Here is a 17,949-nt window from a genome sequence, read left to right as displayed (position 1 = left end):
CGGCGGCGGCAGGAAGCCCGGCCCCACCTGCGTCAACTCGCCCTCCCCGCCGCGCACTTCATGCCGTCATTGGTACGACCTGTGGCGACTACGCCATTCGTGTGCGATCTCTTGACCGCCCCCACAGCCGCTCTTATGGTCACGCTGACCGATCGGACGTAGGACGTCGTACCTCCCCCTCCCCCCGACCTCGCTGGAGGAACCGTGCGCGACGACGTGACCCACGACGGGCCGGCACCGCGCCGCCGGTCGTTCCTGAAGTACACGGGGGCACTGGGCGCGGCCGCCGCCCTTCCGCCGGTACTGGCGGGCTGCTCCGCCGGCCCGGAGTCCACGAACGACACCGGGAGCGGAGGCAGCGGCAAGGACCGCACGCTGACCGCGGTGATCGGCTACGGCAACGACGGCAGCTGGGATCCGACGCAGACGGCGTCCGCGTTCGCCATGGCCGCCAACAACCACATCTACGAGGGGCTGCTCGACACCGACCCGATCTCCCGGGTGCCGTATCCGGCGCTCGCCACCGAGGTGCCGAAGGACCCGAACGCCACCACCTGGCGGTTCACGCTGCGGTCCGGTGCGACCTTCCACGACGGCAAGCCGGTCACGGCCGACGACGTCGTCTTCGTCTTCGACCGGATCCTCGACCCGAAGACCCAGACCCTCGCCAAGGGCTTCTTCGTGAGCTGGCTGAAGGAGGCGCGGAAGGTCGACGCGAAGACCGTCGAGCTGGTGCTGAGGTTCCCGTTCCCGGACGGGCTCGCCCGGCTCACCCTGGCCAAGGTCATGCCGAAGCACGTGTTCTCCCGGCCCGGCGCCTGGGACGACGCGATCAAGGGGCTCGCGGTGGGCTCGGGGCCGTACCGGCAGACCGCGCACCACCCGAAGTCGAACACCACCTTCGAGGCGTTCGCCGCCTACAACGGCCCGCGCAAGCCCGCCTTCAAGCGGATGAACTGGCTGACGATCGTGGACGCGGCCCCGCGCGTGGCCAAGATCTCCGGCACGGGTGCCGGCGCGCAGATCGCCGACAACATTCCCTACGCCAACATCGCGAGACTGGAGCAGGGCGGCCTGAAGGTCGCCGGCGGCGCCGGGATGAACAACCTGTTCCTGATGTTCAACACCCGGCACAAGCCCTTCGACGACGTACGGGTGCGGCAGGCCCTGCACTACGCGATCGACACCGAGAAGATGGTGCAGGTCGCGCTGAAGGGGCACGGGAAGCCAGCGTCCTCGTTCCTCAACGAGGGCAACCCCAGCTACCGGCGGGCCAAGACGGTCTACGACTACGACCCCAAGAAGGCGAAGGCCCTGCTGAAGGCCGTCGGGGTCAAGGGCCTGAAGATCGAGATCCTCGCGGTCAACGTCAGCTGGATCGTGGACTGTCTGCCGACCATCAAGTCCTCCTGGGACGCGATCGGCGTGGAGACGACCCTGGCGCCGCAGGAGACCACGGCCGTGTTCACCAAGATGGACCAGAAGCAGGACTACCAGGTGGTGGCCGCGGCCTCGAACCCCAACCAGTTCGGGCTCGACGCCGACCTGATCATGCACTACAACTACGGCCCCCAGAACCTGTGGATGCAGTACACGCGGTGGGCCGACGACCCCGTCGCCAAGCAGCTCTTCAAGGACATGGACCGGGCGACCCGGGAGCCGGACGCGGCGAAGAAGAAGGCGATGATCCAGGACTACGTCGACGTCGTCGCCGAGCAGGCCGTGCTCTATCCGGTCGTCCACAACGAGCTGATGACCGCCTGGGACCCGCGCAAGCTCACCGGCATAAGGGCACAGCCCTACCCGGGCGTCAACCTCCTCCAGGCCACGTGGACCTGACGGCATGACGGCCGTCGTACGGATCCTGCTGCGCCGTGTCGCCCTGCTCGTGCCGCTGCTGCTCGGGATCGTGCTGTTCGTGTTCCTGGTGATGCGGTTCTCGGACGTCGACCCGGCGTCCGCGTTCTTCCAGGGCGCGAACCCGACCCCGCAGCAGCTGCACGACTTCCGGGAGCGCAACGGCCTGCTGGACCCGCTGCCGGTGCGCTACGTCCACTTCGTCGGCGACCTGCTCCACGGCGACCTGGGCACCAGCGCCCTGACCCGGGCCCCGGTCGTCGACCAGGTCACCACCGCGCTGCCGCTCACCCTCCAGCTGACCTTCCTCGGCCTCGGCATCGCGGTCGTCCTGGCGCTGGCGGGCGGGGTCACCGCCGCCGTCTACCGCGACCGGCTGCCGGACCAGGTCATCCGGGTCGTCTCCCTCGTCGGAGTCGCCGCGCCCGGCTTCTGGCTGGCGCTGCTGATGATCCAGTACCTGGCGGTGGACCGGGGCTGGTTCCCGACCGGCGGATACATCAACCCGGCCGACTCCTTCACCGGCTGGCTGAAGACGATGGCCCTGCCCGCGTTCGCGCTGTCCCTGCCGGTGGCCGCCCAGCTGACCCGGATCGTGCGGACGTCGGTGGTGGAGGAGCTGGACAAGGACTACGTGCGCACCGCGATCGGCGGCGGGCTGCCGCCCCGGGTGGTGGTCGGCCGGAACGTGCTGCGCAACGCCCTGGTCAATCCGCTGACCGTGCTCGGCCTGCGCGTCGGCTATCTGCTCGGCGGTGCCGTCGTCATCGAGACGATCTTCTCGCTGCCCGGCATGGGCAAGCTGATGATCGACGCCGTGCAGAACGGCGACCCGGCGGTGGTGCAGGGGGTGGTCCTCACCACGGCCACCGGGTTCGTCGTCGTCAACCTCGTCATCGACATCCTCTATCTGCTCGTCAACCCACGTCTGAGGGCGGCCTGATGGTCACGCGCGCGAGCCTCACCGAGCGGCTCTCCCGGCCCGGCGTCCGGCTCCGCGGCCTGCGCCGGCTGCCGCCGCTGTCGAAGGCCGCCGTCTGCTTCCTGGCCCTGGTCGTCCTGGTCGCCGTACTCGCCCCGGTGCTCGCCCCGGACGACCCGCTCGACCAGCAGGACCCGGTCGGCGGCACCGGGCACCCGTCGGCCGCGCACTGGATGGGCCAGGACAGCCTCGGCCGGGACGTCCTGAGCCGGCTGATGTACGGCGCCCGCTGGTCCCTGGCCATCGGTCTGGGCGCGACCGCGCTGGCGCTGGTCGTGGGCGCGCTGCTCGGTGCTCTCGCGGCCACCTCCCGCAAGGCCGTGGACGAGACGCTGATGCGCTGCCTGGACGTGGTGATGGCGTTCCCGGGCATCGCGCTCGCGGCCGTCCTGGTCGCCGTCTTCGGCGGCGGGATCGGCGTGCTGATCTGCGCGATCGCCTTCCTGTTCACCCCACCGGTCGCCCGGGTGGTGCGGGCCAACGTGCTCGACCAGTACGGGGAGGACTACGTCACCGCGGAGCGCGTGATCGGCGCGCGCACCCCGCACATCGTGCTGCGGCACGTGGCCGTCAACTGTGCCGCCCCGGTGCTGGTGTTCTGTACGGTCCAGGTCGCCGAGGCCATCGTCTTCGAGGCGTCGCTGTCCTTCATCGGCGCGGGTGTGCGTCCTCCTGACCCCTCCTGGGGCAGTGTCATCGCCGACGGCAAGAACATGGTGCTGACCGGCGGCTGGTGGGCGACCGTCTTCCCCGGGCTGCTGATCCTGCTCACCGTGCTGTCCCTGAACATCCTCTCCGAGGGCGTCTCGGACGCCTGGGCGGCCCCTGCGGCCCGGGAGGTGCGAGCGCCCGAGGACCACCTGGAGACACCGGAACCCGGCTCCGGTGAGGTGCTCCCGCTCCCCGGCCTGACGGAGGCCGCCCGCCGCCTGCGCTCCCGGGCCCGCCCCCGGCCCGACCGCGCGGGCCCAGCGGTGCTCGCCGTGGAGAACCTCGCCATCGGCTTCCCGGACCGGCACCGGGGCGTGGACATCGTGGACGGGGTCAGCTTCGAGGTGTACCCCGGCGAAGTTCTGGGCCTGGTGGGCGAGTCGGGCTGCGGCAAGTCGCTGACCGCGCTCACCGTCATGGGCCTGCAGCCGAAGGAGGCCCGGGTGCGCGGCCAGGTGCGCTTCCACCAGCGGGACCTGCTCGCCGAGCCGATGCGGGTGCGGCGCCGGCTGCTCGGCCACGAGATGGCGATGGTCTACCAGGACGCCCTGTCCTCGCTGAACCCGGCGATGACCATCCGCGCCCAGCTGAAGCAGCTCGTCCGGCGCGGTGGCCACCGCAGCCCGCAGGAACTCCTCTCGCTGGTCGGCCTCGACCCCGAGCGCACCCTGCGCAGCTACCCGCACGAACTCTCCGGCGGGCAGCGCCAGCGCGTCCTGATCGCCATGGCCCTCTCCCGCGACCCCGCCCTGATCGTCGCCGACGAGCCCACCACCGCCCTGGACGTCACCGTGCAGGCCCAGGTGATGGAGCTGCTGCTGCGGCTGCGCGCGGAACTGGGCTTCGCGCTGATCCTCGTCTCGCACGACCTGGCGCTGGTCGCCGACGTCACCGACCGGGTGGTGGTGATGTACGGCGGACAGATCGTGGAGACGGGCGTGACCGCCGACCTGGTGGAGGCACCGGCCCACCACTACACGCGCGGCCTGCTCGGCAGCGTGCTCTCGCTGGAGTCGGCCGAGGAGCGGATGACGCAGATCAAGGGGGTCGTACCGTCCCCCGCCGACTTCCCGGCGGGCTGCCGCTTCGCCGACCGCTGCCCGCTGGCGACCGAGGTGTGCCACGCGACCGCGCCCGTCCTCACGGGCACGCCCACACACACGGCCGCCTGCCACCACCCGGCGGTGGACCTCACGTCGGCGGAGAGCGAGGGGGCCCTGCAGTGACCGCTGTCGTGGAAGTCCGGGACGCCCACGTCGTCCACAAGGCCCGCAGCGGCGGCCTGTTCACCCGCGACCGGGTGTACGCCCTGACCGGCGCCGATCTCAGCGTGGCGCCCGGTGAGACGGTCGGCGTGGTCGGCGAGTCGGGGTGCGGGAAGTCGACACTGGCGAAGGTGCTGGTGGGCATCGAGCGGCCGACCTCGGGGACGGTGTCGTACCAGGGCCGCGACCTGTGGTCGATGCCGCCCGCCGAACGCCGGGCCACGGTCGGCGCGGGCACCGGCATGATCTTCCAGGACCCGTCGACGGCCCTGAACCGTCGGCTGACAGTGCGCAGGGTGCTGCGCGACCCGCTGGACGTCCACGGGCGCGGGACGCGGGCCGAGCGTGAGGACCGGGTGCGGGAGCTGATGGCCCTGGTGGGTCTGCCCCGGGCGCTCGCCGACGCACTGCCCGGGCAGCTGTCCGGCGGGCAGCGCCAGCGGGTCGCCATCGCCCGCGCGCTCGCCCTGGACCCCGGTCTGGTGGTGGCGGACGAGCCGACCAGCGCCCTGGACGTCTCGGTTCGCGCGCAGATCCTCAACCTGCTCCTGGATCTGAAGGAACGCCTCGGTCTCGCCCTGGTGTTCGTCTCGCACGACATCCAGACCGTACGGCGGATGAGCGATCGGGTGATCACCATGTACCTGGGCCGGATCGTGGAGGAGACCCCGGCCGAGCGGGTCACCGACCAGGCCCGGCACCCGTACACCCGCGCCCTGTTCTCCGCCACGCCCGGTCTGCTCGACCCCATCGACCCGATCCCGCTGACCGGCCCGGTGCCCTCGGCGACCCGCCCGCCGAGCGGCTGCCCCTTCCGCACCCGCTGCTGGAAGGCGGACGAGGTCTGCGCGGGTGCGATGCCGGACTTCTCGGCCGCGTCGCGGCCCGAGCACCGCTTCCGCTGCCACCATCCTGTAGAGGAGGCCGAGTCGACCCGTGACCTAGCGCGCCAGGAGCCCTGAATGACTTTTCCCACCCCGCTGACCGGTGTCGTCCCGCCCGTCTGCACCCCCCTGACACCGGACCGCGAGGTGGACGTCCCCTCGCTGCTCAGGCTGGTCGAGCACCTGGTGGAGGGCGGGGTGCACGGCCTGTTCCTGCTCGGCTCGACCTCGGAGGCGGCCTTCCTGACGGACCGGCAGCGCCGACTGGTCGTGGAGACGGTCGTGGGCCACCTCGGCGGACAACTGCCCGTCCTCGCCGGGGCCATCGACATGACCACCCCACGCGTCCTCGACCACGTCTCGGCCGTCACCGCAGCCGGCGCCCGGGCCGTCGTCGTCACCGCCCCCTTCTACGCCCGCACCCACCCCGCCGAGATCGTCCACCACTACCGCCGGATCGCGGCCGCGAGCCCGGTCCCGGTGATCGCCTACGACATCCCGTCCGCCGTGCACACCAAGCTCCCGGCGGACGTGGTGCTCGGTCTCGCCGGCGACGGCGTGCTGGCGGGCCTGAAGGACTCCAGCGGAGACCTGGCCGCCTTCCGGGAGATCGTCACCGGCGCCCGCGCGCACCCCGGCTTCAGCGTCCTGACCGGCTCCGAGCTGATCGTCGACGCGGCACTGGCGCTGGGCGCGGACGGGGCGGTGCCGGGTCTGGCCAACGTGGACCCGCATGGGTACGTCCGCCTGTACCGCCTGTGCCGGTCGGGCGACGGGGAGGCCGCCCGGGCCGAGCAGGAGCGGCTGTGCGCCCTGTTCGGGATGGTCGGGGTCGGGGACCCGGCCCGGATGGGCGGCAGCTCGTCGGCGATCGGCGCGTTCAAGGCTGCGCTGCATCTGCGGGGGATCATCGACTGCCCGGTGACGGCGGAGCCGCAGGTGCCGTTGTCGGGGGACGAGGTGACGAAGGTGGGGAAGTTTTTGGCGGGGGCGGGGCTTCTTTAGGGCCGGGTGGTCTCCTTCAGGGCTTCTATGAAGGGGGTGAAGGCTGCGGGCGGGAAGGTGAGGGTTGCTCTGGCTGGGGCCTTGGAGTCGCGTATGGCTATGTGGGTGTCCAGGTCCGCGATCTCGACACACGTGTTGCCATCGCCGCCGCCGGAGTACGACGACTTCTGCCAGCGGACGGTTCGGGTCATGCGGGTGCCTCACAGTTCCTTCGCCAGACGGTGGATGAAGTCCCGTGATTCCACGGGCTGTAGCGCTGCCTTCACCACCTTATTGAGCAGGGCCCGGAAGCGCGCCAGCTGAGAATCGGCATCGATGAAGGCGGTGCCGTGCGGAGCGTCGCGCAGCACTGTGTCCAGCTGGGGAAGCGGGCCGCCCACGTACATCATCTCGATCCCCGCCCCCGCGAATCCCTCCCTGGCCAGCGGGATGACGCGCACCGTGGCCTGTCCGTACTCGATCGCGCCCAGAACTTCCTGGAGTTGTGCGCGAGCGGTTCGGCGATCCGACACCAGGATGCGTAGCGCCGCTTCATGGATGATCGTCTCGTAGGGGACGGGAACATCACGCTGCAGTACGGTCCTGCGCCTCATCCGATGCTCGACCCGGGGCTTCAGTTCGCTGTCCGGCAGCTCCGGGACCATGTAGCCGAAGACGGCGCGTGCATAGTCCGGGGTCTGGAGCAGTCCGGGTACGTGGCTGGTGACCACCTCACGCAGGAACGTGCCGTGGTGTTCCGTCTCGGCGACATCCAGGAACACCGGGGGAAGCACTCCTCGGTACCCCTCCCACCAGCCCTCCGTGCGGTCGCTGACCATCGCGACCAGGGCGTCGATCAACGTCTCGTCGGCGCAGGCATAGTGGGCGGCGAGACGTCGTACCCGCTCCTCGCTGACGCCCGCGAGCCCTGCTTCAACCTGGCTCATCTGAGCCGAGGTGGAACTGAGCAACCCCGCCACCTCGCGTGCCTTCAAACCGGCCGCTTCCCGCAGCCTGCGTAGCTCGGTGCCCAGACGCACCTGCCGTGCCGTGGGTTGGCTCCTCGGCGCCACGTGCCCTCCCGGCCTTCAACCGCTGTGCTGACGTGCCTCGTTCGGGGACCAGACTACGCGGTCCGCTTGCGCGAGGAAAAATTTTTGCTCTACCGTCAGTGACGCGATGCACACGCAGCGGAAGTGCACCGCGCCGTCCTGCCATGACGGCTGCGGCAATGCCACCGCGCGTGAAATCCCCTCCCTCTGACTGGAGTTGAGCCATGCCTGAAACCTGGGACTACACCCTGTACATCCCGAACGACCTCAGAGCCGTGACCGTCTGTCGTCGCACCCTGCGCCTGATCCTGACGATGCACGGGCTGACCGGGCTGGCGGACACCGCGGAGCTGCTCGCGACGGAGTTGGTCTCCAACGCCGTACGGCACACGAAAGGGCCGGCCGCGCTCAGGGTTCGCCGTTCCCCGGAGGGGGTGGTCTGGATCGGGGCGTGGGACACGGACCCGGGGCCGCCGAAGCCTCCGCGGCCGCTGGAGCAGGTCGCCGAGCTGGTGGAGGAGGGGCGGGGCCTGGCGCTGGTCCGGGCGTGCGCGGACTACTGGGGCTGGCAGCCGTCGGCGAGGTTCGGGAACCGGGGGAAGTTCGTGTGGTGCGAACTCGCGGCGGCCTAGCTCGTTGATCACGTCAGACGGAAAGGAGAGCCGATGGTCGGCTCGTCGCATGAGGCGCTGCACCGGATCTTCCAGAAAGACCCGGCCCTGCTGACCCGGGCGTTACAGAGCGTGCTGCACGTCCCCTTCCCTGAGCCGCGGGAGATCGCCGCGCTGAACGTGGACCTCACCGAGATCGAACCGGTCGAACGCCGAGTGGACACACTGCTGCGGGCGGAGACGGACGAGGGCACGTATCTGCTCGTGGTCGAATCACAGGGGAAGGTGGACGACCGCAAGCGGGGCAGCTGGCCGTACTACCTCTCCTACCTGTACGAGAAGTACCGCTGCGAGCCCGTGCTCATCGTCATCACCCAGAGCAGCGCCACGGCACGCTGGGCGTCGCGCCCGATCCGGCTCGGCTTTCGCGACTGGCACTCGCTGACGGTACGGCCGCTGGTGCTGGGCCCGGACAACGTGCCGGTGATCACGAGTGAGCGGCAGGCGGAACGGGACGTCCCCCTTGCGGTGCTCTCGGCCATGACACACGGGCGGGGCCCGCAGGCTCCGGCCATACTGGAGTCCCTGGCATCCGCCCTGCGGACCATCGACCCCGACAGCGCCGCGGTCTTCGTGCAGTTCGTCGACTCGTGCCTGGCCGACCCCCAGGCGAAGCAGATGTGGAGGGACCTCATGACGGCGATCCAGTACTTCTGGCGACACCCGCTGGCCGAGCAGGTACGCGAGGAGGGGCGAGAGCAGGGCCGGGCCGAGGCCAAGGTGGAGATGATCCTTCACATCCTGGAGTGGCGCGGCATCCCGGTGCCCGACGCTGTCCGCGACCGGGTGAGCGCCTGCACGGATCTGGACCAACTCGAGGTCTGGGCCCAGCGGGCGGTGCAGGCGACGGATGCGGCGGAGCTGTTCGCCGAGAAGTGAGGGGAGCGAGAGGAGAAAGTGGGCCGGACTCTCCACCCGCCGGGGCGGTCACCGGAAGGCAATGTTGAGCCAGGGGCTGCTGCCGGGGTCCGACATCAAGATCGTCTGTCGGCGCGCGATCTCGATGTTGGTCAGAAATAGCAGGGCGCAGGGAGCGTGGTGGCGTGACAGACGTGCAGGCGGAGCTTGGTGAGGATGCGCCAGTTCTTCAGGTGGCCACCTCGAGATCGCAGTCAAGTACGTGAAAGCCGCGCCCCCGGACAGGGCGCTGCCCCGGATCCGCTGACCAGGCGAACCGCCCACTGCCATCACCCCGCAGTGGAAGACATCGACCATGCCCTCGGCCTGTCACTGCCGGAGCCGATGCTCGCCACACCCACCTCGGACCCCGTACTCCTTCCGCATCACGAATCCAACGTATGGCCAGGGTGGCTTGCCGCCGCCGGTTGCCCACGTCCAACACCGAAGTGCGGGGCCTGAATTGGCGGCGGCGAGCGCGACGGTGCCATGACCGGTGGGCGTGGTTCGGTGTCAGCGTCAGGGTGTTCGGGCCGCGGCGGTGTCGCGGAGGAGTCCGGCGAAGGTCAGGGCGGCGGGGGTGAGCGAGTGGTCGGCCATGCGAACCAGGAGGATGCGGCGGATGGGGGCCGGCGGCTGGAGGGGCAGGACGTTGACGCCGGGTCGGATGCCCTCCAGGGCCAGGGTGGGGGCGAGGGCGACGCCGATGCCGGCGGCGACCATGGCCTGGGCTTCCTGGTAGTCGTGGGCCTCGTAGGCGATGTGGGGCTCGAAGCCGACGGCGCGGCAGCCGCGGACGAGGGCTTCGGCCACCGGGTGATGGTCGGCGCGGGTGATCCAGGGGTCGTGTGCGAAGTCGGCGAGTGAGGCGGCGTCGCGGCCGGCGAGTGGATGGTGGTCGCTGACGAGAAGGGCCGGCGGGTCATCGAGGAGTGGGGTGATGACGATGTCCTCCCGGTCGATTCGGTGCCAGTCGTAGTCCCACATCAGCGACATTTCGATCTCCCGGTTCTCCAGCATCGTCCAGAGTCCGGCGATGCGGGCGCTGCGGACGGTCAGCCGTACGTCGGGGTGGGCGTCCCGGAAGGCGATCACGGCCTGCGGGAGGAGCGAGGCGCCGACGGTGGGGAAGGTGCCGATGCGCAGGGTGCCCGCGCGCAGGCCGGCGTAGTCGGCGAGTTCGTTTTCCGCGGCCTGCAGTTCGCGTGCGATCCGTTGCCCTCGTTCGGCCAGCGCCCGTCCGGCTTCGGTGAGGGTGACGCCCCGGGCGTGGCGTTCCAGCAGGGGCTGGCCTGCCTCCGTTTCCAGGCGGCTGATCTGCTGCGATACCGCTGACGGGGTGTAGTTGAGGGCGCGGGCTGTCGCGGTCACCGAGCCGCGCCGGGCGACCTCCGTGAACAGCAGGATGCGCCGGACGTCGAGCATGCCGCCACCTCCAGCATTCACTTGAGCTTAATAGCCATGCAGATTTCCGAGATTGTACTTCACGCTGCCGTAACCCACCGTGGAGGACACCACGCACGGCGAGACCGTGGGTGGGCTTCCCCTTCCATGTCTGTGAGGAGTCAGTTGTGCTGCGTCTGCAGGGCGAGATGATCCGCGGAGGAACCAGCAAGTGCTGGATCTTCGACCACCGCGACGTGGCCGCCACGGGCGTGGACATCGATGCCCTCCTGCTCGCCGCCTTCAACGCCGCCGACCCCCGCCAGATCGACGGCGTGGGCGGCGCCTCCTCCACCACCTCCAAGGCCGCCGTCGTACAGGCGTCGACCCAACCCGGTGTGGATGTCGAGTACGCCTTCGCACAGGTCGGAATCGGCGACGAGCGCGTGGAGTGGGCCAGCAACTGCGGCAACTGCGCCACCGCCGTGGCCCTGTACGCCGTCCACCACGATCTCGTGCCGATCACATCGGACACCACCACCGTCCGCATGCTCAACGTCAACACCGGGGCCCGCCTCACCGGCACGATCCCCACCCCCGCGGGCGTGGCCCCGGAGGAGGGCACGGCCGTGGTCCCTGGTACCTCGGCACGGGGCGTGCCGGTCCTGGTCGGGTTTCAGGACCCGGCAGGCTCGACGACCGGTCGCGCACTGCCGACCGGCCGGGCACTGGACGAGCTGACCGGCCCGGACGGTCCCGTCGAGGCATCCCTGGTGGACGCCGGCGCTCCGGCCGCGCTGTTCGAGGCCAAGGCGTTCGGCCTCGATGGCACGGAATCCCTCACCGCGTTCGCCACCGCAGTGCCCGCGCTGACACTGCTGCGCCGCCAGGCAGCGCTGGCCATGGGCCTGGCCCGCGAGGGCGATCCGGTCAGCCACGCGGTGCCGAAGGTGGGCATCGTCGCCCGGCCTGCCCCCTATCGCACCACACAGCGCATACTCGTCAACCAGGACGAGTACGACCTGGCCGTGCGCATGGTCTCCATGCACGCCCCACACCCGGCGATCGGCCTGACCTCCGCCGTGGCCCTGGCCGCGGCCGCCGCCACCCCCGGCACCCTCGCCCACCGCGTCGCCCGGCAGACCGCCGACGGCACGTTGCGCCTGGGCACCCCCGCCGGCGTGATCACCACCCAAGCCGTCCCCGCACCGGACGGCGCGTCCCCCACGGTGCTGCTGCACCGCGCCGCCCGGCGTATCGCCCGAGCCGAACTCCTCGTTCCCGTCCTGGAAGGACGCCCCGCATGAGCCGCAACGACGCCGCCCCGGGTACCGTCACCGCACCACCGGGCCGCATCGGCCGGATGCTGTCCCACCTCTACATCCAGTGCCTGATCGCCGTCCTCCTCGGCGCCGCCGTGGGCTGGCTGTGGCCGTCCGTCGGCGCTGACCTGAAGCCGCTCGGCGACGGCTTCATCGCGCTGGTGAAGATGTTCATCGCGCCGATCATCTTCTGCACGGTCGTCCACGGCATCGCCTCCATGGGCAACGCCCGCGCGGTCGGCCGCGTGAGCCTGAAGGCTCTGGTCTACTTCGAGGTGCTGACCACCGTGGCCATGGTGATCGGCCTGGTCGTCGTCAACGTCGTCAAGCCGGGCAGCGGTCTGCACGTCGACCTCTCGACCCTGTCCGCCAAGGGCCTGCCGCCGGAGGCGACCACGGCCCATGAGGGCTTCGCCGAGTTCGTCCTCGCCATCATCCCGGCCACCCTGGTCAGCGCCCTGACCGGCAACGAGATCCTGCCGGTGCTGCTGGTGTCGGTGCTGTTCGGCTTCGGCCTGCACGCCAGCGGAGAGGCCGGCCTGAGCATCGCCCGGGGCATCGAGAAGTTCTCCACGGTCCTGTTCACGCTCATCCGGTGGATCATGCGGCTCGCCCCCATCGGCGCGTTCGGCTCAATGGCCTTCACCATCGGCAACTACGGCCTGGGCACCCTGCGCCACCTGGCCCTGCTGGTCGGCTCGTTCTGGCTGACCGCCCTCTTCTTCGTCCTGGTCGTCCTCGGGACCGTGATGCGCCTGAACGGACTGCGGCTGCTGCCCTTCCTGCGCTACATCAAGGAAGAACTGCTGATCGTCCTGGGCACCTCCTCCACCGAGCCCGTCCTGCCGCGCATGATGGCCAAGCTCCAGCACGCGGGCGCCTCGAAACCAGTCGTCGGCATCACGCTGCCCGCGGGGTACTCCTTCAACCTCGACGGCACCGCCATCTACCTGACCATGGGCTCGGTCTTCCTCGCCCAGGCTCTCGGCATCGACCTCAGCCTCACCCAGCAGCTGGCCACGCTCGCCGTCATGCTGCTCACCTCCAAGGGCGCCGCAGGCGTCACCGGCTCCGGCTTCATCGCCCTGGCCGCCACCCTCAGCGCTGTCCCGCACGTCCCGGTCGCCGCCCTCGCGCTGATCTTCGGCGTCGACCGGTTCATGTCCGAAGCCCGCGCCCTGACCAGCCTGGTCGGCAACGGCGTCGCCACTCTGGCCGTCGCCCGGTGGGAGGGCGAGCTGGACGAGGACCGCGCCAAGGCCGTCCTGCGCGGAGAGATCCCCTACGCCCCCACCCTCGCTCCCTCCGAGGTGACAGCCGAGCTCGATCCGAAGCAGACGCCTGCACCCGAGGCGATGCCCGAACCAACCCGCGACCCGGTCCCCGCGGCAAGCTGATATTGCGTAGGGCGGGTCGGCCCAGAGCAGATGCCCCGGGCCGGCCCGGACGGCCTGCTCTTCCTCGCCCTCACCGACGACAAGGGCCGGCTGCTGTGGCTGTCCGCGGCCCGCCCGGGACGCTCCTCGGAGATCACCACCGCCCGTTACAACAAGCTCGTCGAGCGCCTGCGGGCCGTCGAGCCGGGTGCCATCGGTGACCTCGGCTTCGTCGGCCTGGACGACGACCCGGACAACCCCGTGGTCATCACCGGCTACAGAGCCGCCCGCACCAAGCCACTCATCCCTGCGAAGAAGCAGGTCAATAAGCTGATCGCGTCTGTCCGCGCGGTCTGCGAGCACGCCTTCGCGCACCTGAAGAACTGGCGCATCCTCACCAAGCTCCGCCTGCACGTCCGTCACGCCACCACGCTCCTGCGCACCCTGCTCGTACTGACCAACATCGAGATCGCGCGCTGACAGACGATCTTGACGCCAGACAATCGCCCACGACCAGCGCGAGTACACAACCCACCACCCACACCAGCCCCGTGACCAGCGAATTCAAGATGGCGGATGTTCACTGCTACTGAGCTTGACCTCGTGATGTCGGTCGGATCGTGGTGTCGTGCATGTCGGAAGACCAAGACCTCACCGGGGCACTCGCCGGCCTCGGTGACGAGCTGCGCTTCGGCCGCCACGACAGTGCCGGGGCGGGTGGGCGCGGGCTCCACCTCGCTGGTGTCGAGTTCGAAGTAGGCGGTACCGCACCTGCATGTGCAGCGCGATCGCACGCCCAGATGCGGTACTTGCTTTTGGAGCGCGACATGAACCGGATTGCCCGTGTTCAGGACTTCCGCCAGCACGTAGGCTACGTCGGCAGGCAGGCTCTCAGTCATCCCGTCACGGTATCTGACACGAATGACGTTGCCGATGTGCCCCCAGTCCCCCACGTCTGGATTCGTCTAGAGCTCGATTGGGCGATCGAGCCGCAGCTCCATCGCCGGGCGACGAGATAGCAAAGGTGGGGAAGATGCTTATGGGACATAGTTCCCCTGAGGTCCTCCAAAGCGGAGCAAGTCATCCTCCGAAAGACTCCACAATGCTCCATGTTCCTCACAGCACGTCGGATAGAGCCGCCCGAAAGTCTTCCACTTCTCGCCGAATATAGGGCGAGATATCAGTAAGCATACCCACGGTTTCGTCCAAGTGGCGCGCAAGTTGCGGCGCATCCCTCCATACAGTCGTCTTCCGTGTCAATACCGCAGAGAGCAAGTCGTCGTCATACCAGCCGGTGGCGGCCTCCTGTGGCGCCGTTTCTCGCAAGAAATCAAGCGCCACAGGCAGAAGCCATTGGAGACCGACATCCTGGCCAATCAGTCGACGCATGTCCTCTACCGACAGGTCCTTAACTGCCCGGCGCCTCAACTCGTGAACGCCACGAACCAGAGGCGTGCCGTCTTCTGGCGGTGCGGGCCAGCGACGTCCTTCCAGCTCTTCAATCGATCTATCTTTGTCAACGAAATCCGAGAGCACCAAGCCACCCCTCCTCGAAGTCATGTGCGATGCCCGATCGAATGCAGAAATCCATTGAGGCGATCGAGTTCGCCAATAACACTCTTGCGTTTCGCCATCAAGACGTCCATTCCCCGCTCGGTCAGCGTGTCAGGGGGACTCGCAATCTCGCGCTCAAGAACTCTCCTGACCCTGTCCAACCCGTCACGCGCCTGCTTCAGCTCGGCGATATGATCGAATGGCGTTCCATCGGCTTTCCGGGCAACAACTTCTCCGTTCGCCTCTCGCCTGGCCGCATCGTAGTGATTGTGATTCGGTTGCGAGTTCACATCACCGAGCGGATCTTTTTTAATGTTCTCGAACTTTTCGACAGCTCGTTGTGCGGCGTCGGAGAATCCCAACCGCCGGGGACACTCATCGGGTGCGAGTCCAAGAGAATCACTCCAGACGTGAGGGTTGTCGACGTAGGAAATTGGATTCGGGGCTGGTCCCAGTCCGAGCGGGTCTGATGTGAGGTACCGAGCGGTCTCGGGGTCGTAATGACGGAAATAATTGTAGTGGAGGCCGGTTTCGGGGTCGTAGTACTGACCCGGGAAACGCAGGGGTGTGTAGGCGGTGCTGTTGGCTGCCCACGCCGTCGTTCCCCACAGGGTGCTGCGGGTGCGCCAGGCGATCTCGCCGTGCTCGTCGATGAGTTCGCTGGGGGTACCGACCAGGTCGGTGACGATGGCGAAGAAGCGGGAGTCGATCTCGTCCTGGGGCGCGTGGGCCTCGGTGATGCGTTCCGTCTGGGTCAGGGGCCGTAGACCCTGGTAGTCCCAGGTGAGGGTGACCGGGTTGGGGAGGCCGGTGCATGTCGTGGTCTGTTCGCAGAGGGTGGTGCCGTCCCAGACGAAGTCGACTCGCTCTACGATCGTTTCGCCGTCCTCAGCGAGGCGGCATTTCGCCGTGCGGCGGCCCAGGGGGTCGTAGGCATAGCTCCAGCGCGTGCCGTCCGGAGTCGTCACCGAGGTCAGACGGTCCTCGGCGTCCCACTCGTAGCGCCAGGTGTCCGGCTTGCGGGACAGGCGTGTCTTCTGGCGGAGGGTAATGCGGCCCAAGGCGTCGTGTTCGTAGCGGACGTTGCCCGCGCGGGTGATGCGAGTGCCTGTGTAGGTGCGGGTGCCCACCGCCTCCTGGCCCGGGGTGGTCCGCCGGCCAGCTCGCCTGGGTCTGGTTACCTGTCTCGTCGTAGGCGTAGCGCTCCGTCCAGTTCGCCGCGTGGACCGCCGTCACCCTGCCTGTCGCGTCCAGGTCGAAGCGGCGGGAGCCGTTGAGGCTGTCTTCCATGCCGACCAAGTTGCCGTCGGCTCGATAGGAGTACGCCCGATATTGAACCGCTCGGCCGCCCGCTCCGGTCACCGACTGGGTCGTCAGGCGGCCCAGGGCGTCGAAGGTGTGCTCCAGAGCGATCGTTCCGCCGATCTGACGGGACAGTTCGCGGCCGGCCTCGTCGTACGTGAAGTCGATGGCGCGGCCCGAGGCCACCATGCCGGTCCGGCGGCCTGCGGCATCGTACGACCACGTTGTCGTCGCCCCGGTGGGGGTCGTGCGCCCTGTACGGCGGCCCAGTGCGTCGTACGTGTAGCTCAGCGTGCGCCCATTGACCGTCTCCGAGCGCAGGCGGCCGTGGCGGTCGCGCAGGAGGGTGAGTGTCGCCCCGTCCGGACCCGTGGCCTGGGCGAGCTGATCCGTCAGATCGTATGCATAGGTCGTGATCCGGTCGGCCGCGTTCTTGCGGGTCACCTGGCCCAGCTCATTGCGCTCGAAGGACATCACCTCGCCGACGACATTTCTGCGCGACGTGAGGCGGCCTGCCGCGTCGTGCGTGTAGGTCAACGTGTGGTCGTCGAAGTCCGTCTCCGCCACCAGGCGGCCTGCCGAGTCGTATCCGTACGTCCACGTCAGTCCCTGCGGGTTGGTGACCTTCGTCAGCCGCAGCTCGCTGTCGTGGGCGAACTCGTAGCGGACCCCGTCCGGGCCGGTGCGTGCCGTCAGCAGGTCGAAGTGGGTGTACTCGAAGCGGGAGACACCGCCGATCGGGTCGGTATGACTTGTGCAGTTCCCCTCACCGTCGTACGTCCATGTCTCGGCCGTGCCGTCGGGGGCCGTACGACGGATCAGGCGGCCCTCGATAGACCATGCCAGACGCGTCACCGCGCCGGTGGGGTCCGTGATCGCAGTCGTACGGCCGAGAGCGTCCCGCTCGTAATGGGTGGTCGCGCCCAGCGGGTCCCTGATCTCCGCGGGGAGACCGGCGCGATCGCACACCACGCTTGTGGTGTTGCCCAACGGATCCGTCACGGATACCAGATGGCCGGCCTGTGTGTAGGTGAAGTGGCTCGTGTGGCCCGCCGGGTCCGTCACCGACGTGCGGTTGCCCTGCTCGTCGAAGCCCTGCCGGATCACCGTGCCGTCCGGGTTGACCACCTTCACCGGTAGACCGAGTTCGTTGTACTCCGCCCGCGCCTCGCGGCCGTCCGGGCGGACCACCGAGGTCAGGTTGCCCTCGTCGTCGTAGCGGAACGTCGTCGTGTGCCCCAGCGGGTCCGTCTGGGACAGCAGGCGGTTGTAGCGGTCACGCCGGTAACTGGTCTCGGCGCCGAGCGGGTCGATCACGGCCACGACCTGCCGGACGTCGTTGACCAGGTAGCGACTGCTGTGGCCTTCGCCGGTGGTCGCCGTGGTCACACGCAGGCCCGTCTCCGGGTCCGGTTCTGCGTAGGAAAAGCGCGTAGCCATGTGGCCCGCGGAGCCGGTCTGGGCTGTGCAGCGGTCCTGGTCGTCGTACTCGTACGTGTAGCTGCGGTCGTTCGTGTCCGTCCAGGACGTGACCCGGCCCGAGTCGTCGTAGGTGAAGCGGAGGGGCAGCCCCGAGGAGTTAATGACCTCTGTGAGGTTGCCGTCCGTGTAGCCGAAGCGTTTCAGCTCCTGGCCGGTCGCCGCCAGGTGGTAGGCCGTCACGCGGCCCGAGTGCGTCGTGATGCGGACGCCCTGCGAAGCGCACCCTG

General features: G+C 69.1%; 14 protein-coding genes and 1 pseudogene. 10 read left to right on the top strand and 5 right to left on the bottom strand.

The window, feature by feature from the left end; all coding sequences use genetic code 11:
- Positions 1-204 precede the first annotated feature (204 nt).
- Genes CRP49_RS21120 through CRP49_RS21100 form a run of 5 tightly spaced genes read left to right on the top strand, consistent with a single transcriptional unit; the run spans position 205 to position 6,704 of the window.
- On the top strand, positions 205-1,839 hold the full coding sequence (locus tag CRP49_RS21120; RefSeq protein ID WP_097254776.1) for an ABC transporter substrate-binding protein: 1,635 nt from the start codon (positions 205-207) through the stop codon (positions 1,837-1,839).
- 4 nt (positions 1,840-1,843) lie between these two features.
- Positions 1,844-2,800: an ABC transporter permease gene (locus tag CRP49_RS21115; protein WP_097254775.1), complete on the top strand. Its 957-nt coding sequence runs from the start codon at positions 1,844-1,846 to the stop codon at positions 2,798-2,800.
- Entirely contained in the window at positions 2,800-4,776 is a 1,977-nt protein-coding gene (locus CRP49_RS21110) for a dipeptide/oligopeptide/nickel ABC transporter permease/ATP-binding protein (protein WP_097254774.1), read from the top strand. Before CRP49_RS21115 ends, CRP49_RS21110 begins: the two co-directional genes overlap by 1 nt.
- Positions 4,773-5,777, top strand: coding sequence for an ABC transporter ATP-binding protein (locus CRP49_RS21105; RefSeq protein WP_097254773.1), 1,005 nt, complete (start codon positions 4,773-4,775; stop codon positions 5,775-5,777). The genes CRP49_RS21110 and CRP49_RS21105 overlap by 4 nt, the downstream gene beginning before the upstream one ends.
- On the top strand, positions 5,778-6,704 hold the full coding sequence (locus CRP49_RS21100; RefSeq protein ID WP_097254772.1) for a dihydrodipicolinate synthase family protein: 927 nt from the start codon (positions 5,778-5,780) through the stop codon (positions 6,702-6,704).
- On the opposite strand, the gene CRP49_RS21095 is transcribed toward CRP49_RS21100, so the two are convergent.
- Together CRP49_RS21095 and CRP49_RS21090 are read right to left on the bottom strand one after the other, a co-directional pair.
- Positions 6,701-6,895, bottom strand: a complete 195-nt coding sequence (locus tag CRP49_RS21095; RefSeq protein WP_097254771.1) for a DUF397 domain-containing protein — start codon at positions 6,893-6,895, stop codon at positions 6,701-6,703. The genes CRP49_RS21100 and CRP49_RS21095 overlap by 4 nt on opposite strands.
- 9 nt (positions 6,896-6,904) lie before the next feature.
- The gene (locus CRP49_RS21090; protein ID WP_306459743.1) at positions 6,905-7,723 is read right to left on the bottom strand and encodes a helix-turn-helix transcriptional regulator; all 819 of its coding nucleotides are present in this window, start codon (positions 7,721-7,723) and stop codon (positions 6,905-6,907) included.
- Positions 7,724-7,959: 236 nt separating this feature from the next.
- Between CRP49_RS21090 and CRP49_RS21085 the strand changes: the two genes are divergently transcribed.
- Positions 7,960-8,367, top strand: coding sequence for an ATP-binding protein (locus tag CRP49_RS21085; protein ID WP_097254769.1), 408 nt, complete (start codon positions 7,960-7,962; stop codon positions 8,365-8,367).
- Positions 8,368-8,400: 33 nt separating this feature from the next.
- The gene (locus tag CRP49_RS21080; protein ID WP_097254768.1) at positions 8,401-9,285 is read left to right on the top strand and encodes a hypothetical protein; all 885 of its coding nucleotides are present in this window, start codon (positions 8,401-8,403) and stop codon (positions 9,283-9,285) included.
- A 537-nt stretch (positions 9,286-9,822) separates the two neighbouring features.
- Here the strand turns inward: CRP49_RS21080 and CRP49_RS21075 are convergent.
- Positions 9,823-10,728 carry a LysR family transcriptional regulator gene (locus CRP49_RS21075; protein WP_097254767.1) on the bottom strand — a complete coding sequence of 302 codons (906 nt, stop codon included), beginning with the start codon at positions 10,726-10,728 and terminating at the stop codon, positions 9,823-9,825.
- 146 nt (positions 10,729-10,874) lie between these two features.
- Here CRP49_RS21075 and CRP49_RS21070 point away from each other — a divergent pair, with 146 nt between their 5' ends.
- Genes CRP49_RS21070 through CRP49_RS21060 form a run of 3 tightly spaced genes read left to right on the top strand, consistent with a single transcriptional unit; the run spans position 10,875 to position 13,864 of the window.
- Positions 10,875-11,993: a PrpF domain-containing protein gene (locus CRP49_RS21070; protein ID WP_097254766.1), complete on the top strand. Its 1,119-nt coding sequence runs from the start codon at positions 10,875-10,877 to the stop codon at positions 11,991-11,993.
- Positions 11,990-13,405 (top strand): C4-dicarboxylate transporter DctA, encoded by a 1,416-nt coding sequence (dctA, locus tag CRP49_RS21065; RefSeq protein ID WP_097254765.1) that lies wholly within the window; start codon positions 11,990-11,992, stop codon positions 13,403-13,405. Before CRP49_RS21070 ends, dctA begins: the two co-directional genes overlap by 4 nt.
- Positions 13,406-13,435: 30 nt before the next feature.
- Complete coding sequence (locus tag CRP49_RS21060; protein ID WP_179851698.1) at positions 13,436-13,864, top strand: transposase family protein; 429 nt, start codon at positions 13,436-13,438, stop codon at positions 13,862-13,864.
- A gap of 636 nt (positions 13,865-14,500) precedes the next feature.
- Here CRP49_RS21060 and CRP49_RS21050 read toward each other — a convergent pair.
- Together CRP49_RS21050 and CRP49_RS21045 are read right to left on the bottom strand one after the other, a co-directional pair.
- A complete protein-coding gene (locus CRP49_RS21050) occupies positions 14,501-14,920 on the bottom strand; it encodes a contact-dependent growth inhibition system immunity protein (RefSeq protein WP_257033686.1) in 420 nt (139 codons plus the stop codon).
- 20 nt (positions 14,921-14,940) lie between these two features.
- Positions 14,941-17,941: pseudogene (locus CRP49_RS21045) on the bottom strand (polymorphic toxin type 28 domain-containing protein); the annotation flags it as partial.
- Positions 17,942-17,949 lie beyond the last annotated feature (8 nt).

This window comes from Streptomyces sp. Ag109_G2-15 (assembly GCF_900215565.1).
Taxonomy (GTDB): domain Bacteria; phylum Actinomycetota; class Actinomycetes; order Streptomycetales; family Streptomycetaceae; genus Streptomyces; species Streptomyces diastatochromogenes.
Note: the sequence above shows the minus strand (reverse complement) of the source record. Positions and strands in the feature narration are given on the sequence as shown.

Bases quoted from the DNA above. Each gene is read 5' to 3' on its own strand.
- CRP49_RS21060 (WP_179851698.1), top strand. From the start codon at position 13,436: ATGCCCCGGGCCGGCCCGGACGGCCTGCTCTTCCTCGCCCTCACCGAC.
- CRP49_RS21095 (WP_097254771.1), bottom strand. From the start codon at position 6,895: ATGACCCGAACCGTCCGCTGGCAGAAGTCGTCGTACTCCGGCGGCGGC.
- CRP49_RS21115 (WP_097254775.1), top strand. From the start codon at position 1,844: ATGACGGCCGTCGTACGGATCCTGCTGCGCCGTGTCGCCCTGCTCGTG.
- CRP49_RS21100 (WP_097254772.1), top strand. From the start codon at position 5,778: ATGACTTTTCCCACCCCGCTGACCGGTGTCGTCCCGCCCGTCTGCACC.
- CRP49_RS21075 (WP_097254767.1), bottom strand. From the start codon at position 10,728: ATGCTCGACGTCCGGCGCATCCTGCTGTTCACGGAGGTCGCCCGGCGC.
- CRP49_RS21085 (WP_097254769.1), top strand. From the start codon at position 7,960: ATGCCTGAAACCTGGGACTACACCCTGTACATCCCGAACGACCTCAGA.
- CRP49_RS21080 (WP_097254768.1), top strand. From the start codon at position 8,401: ATGGTCGGCTCGTCGCATGAGGCGCTGCACCGGATCTTCCAGAAAGAC.
- CRP49_RS21110 (WP_097254774.1), top strand. From the start codon at position 2,800: ATGGTCACGCGCGCGAGCCTCACCGAGCGGCTCTCCCGGCCCGGCGTC.
- dctA (WP_097254765.1), top strand. From the start codon at position 11,990: ATGAGCCGCAACGACGCCGCCCCGGGTACCGTCACCGCACCACCGGGC.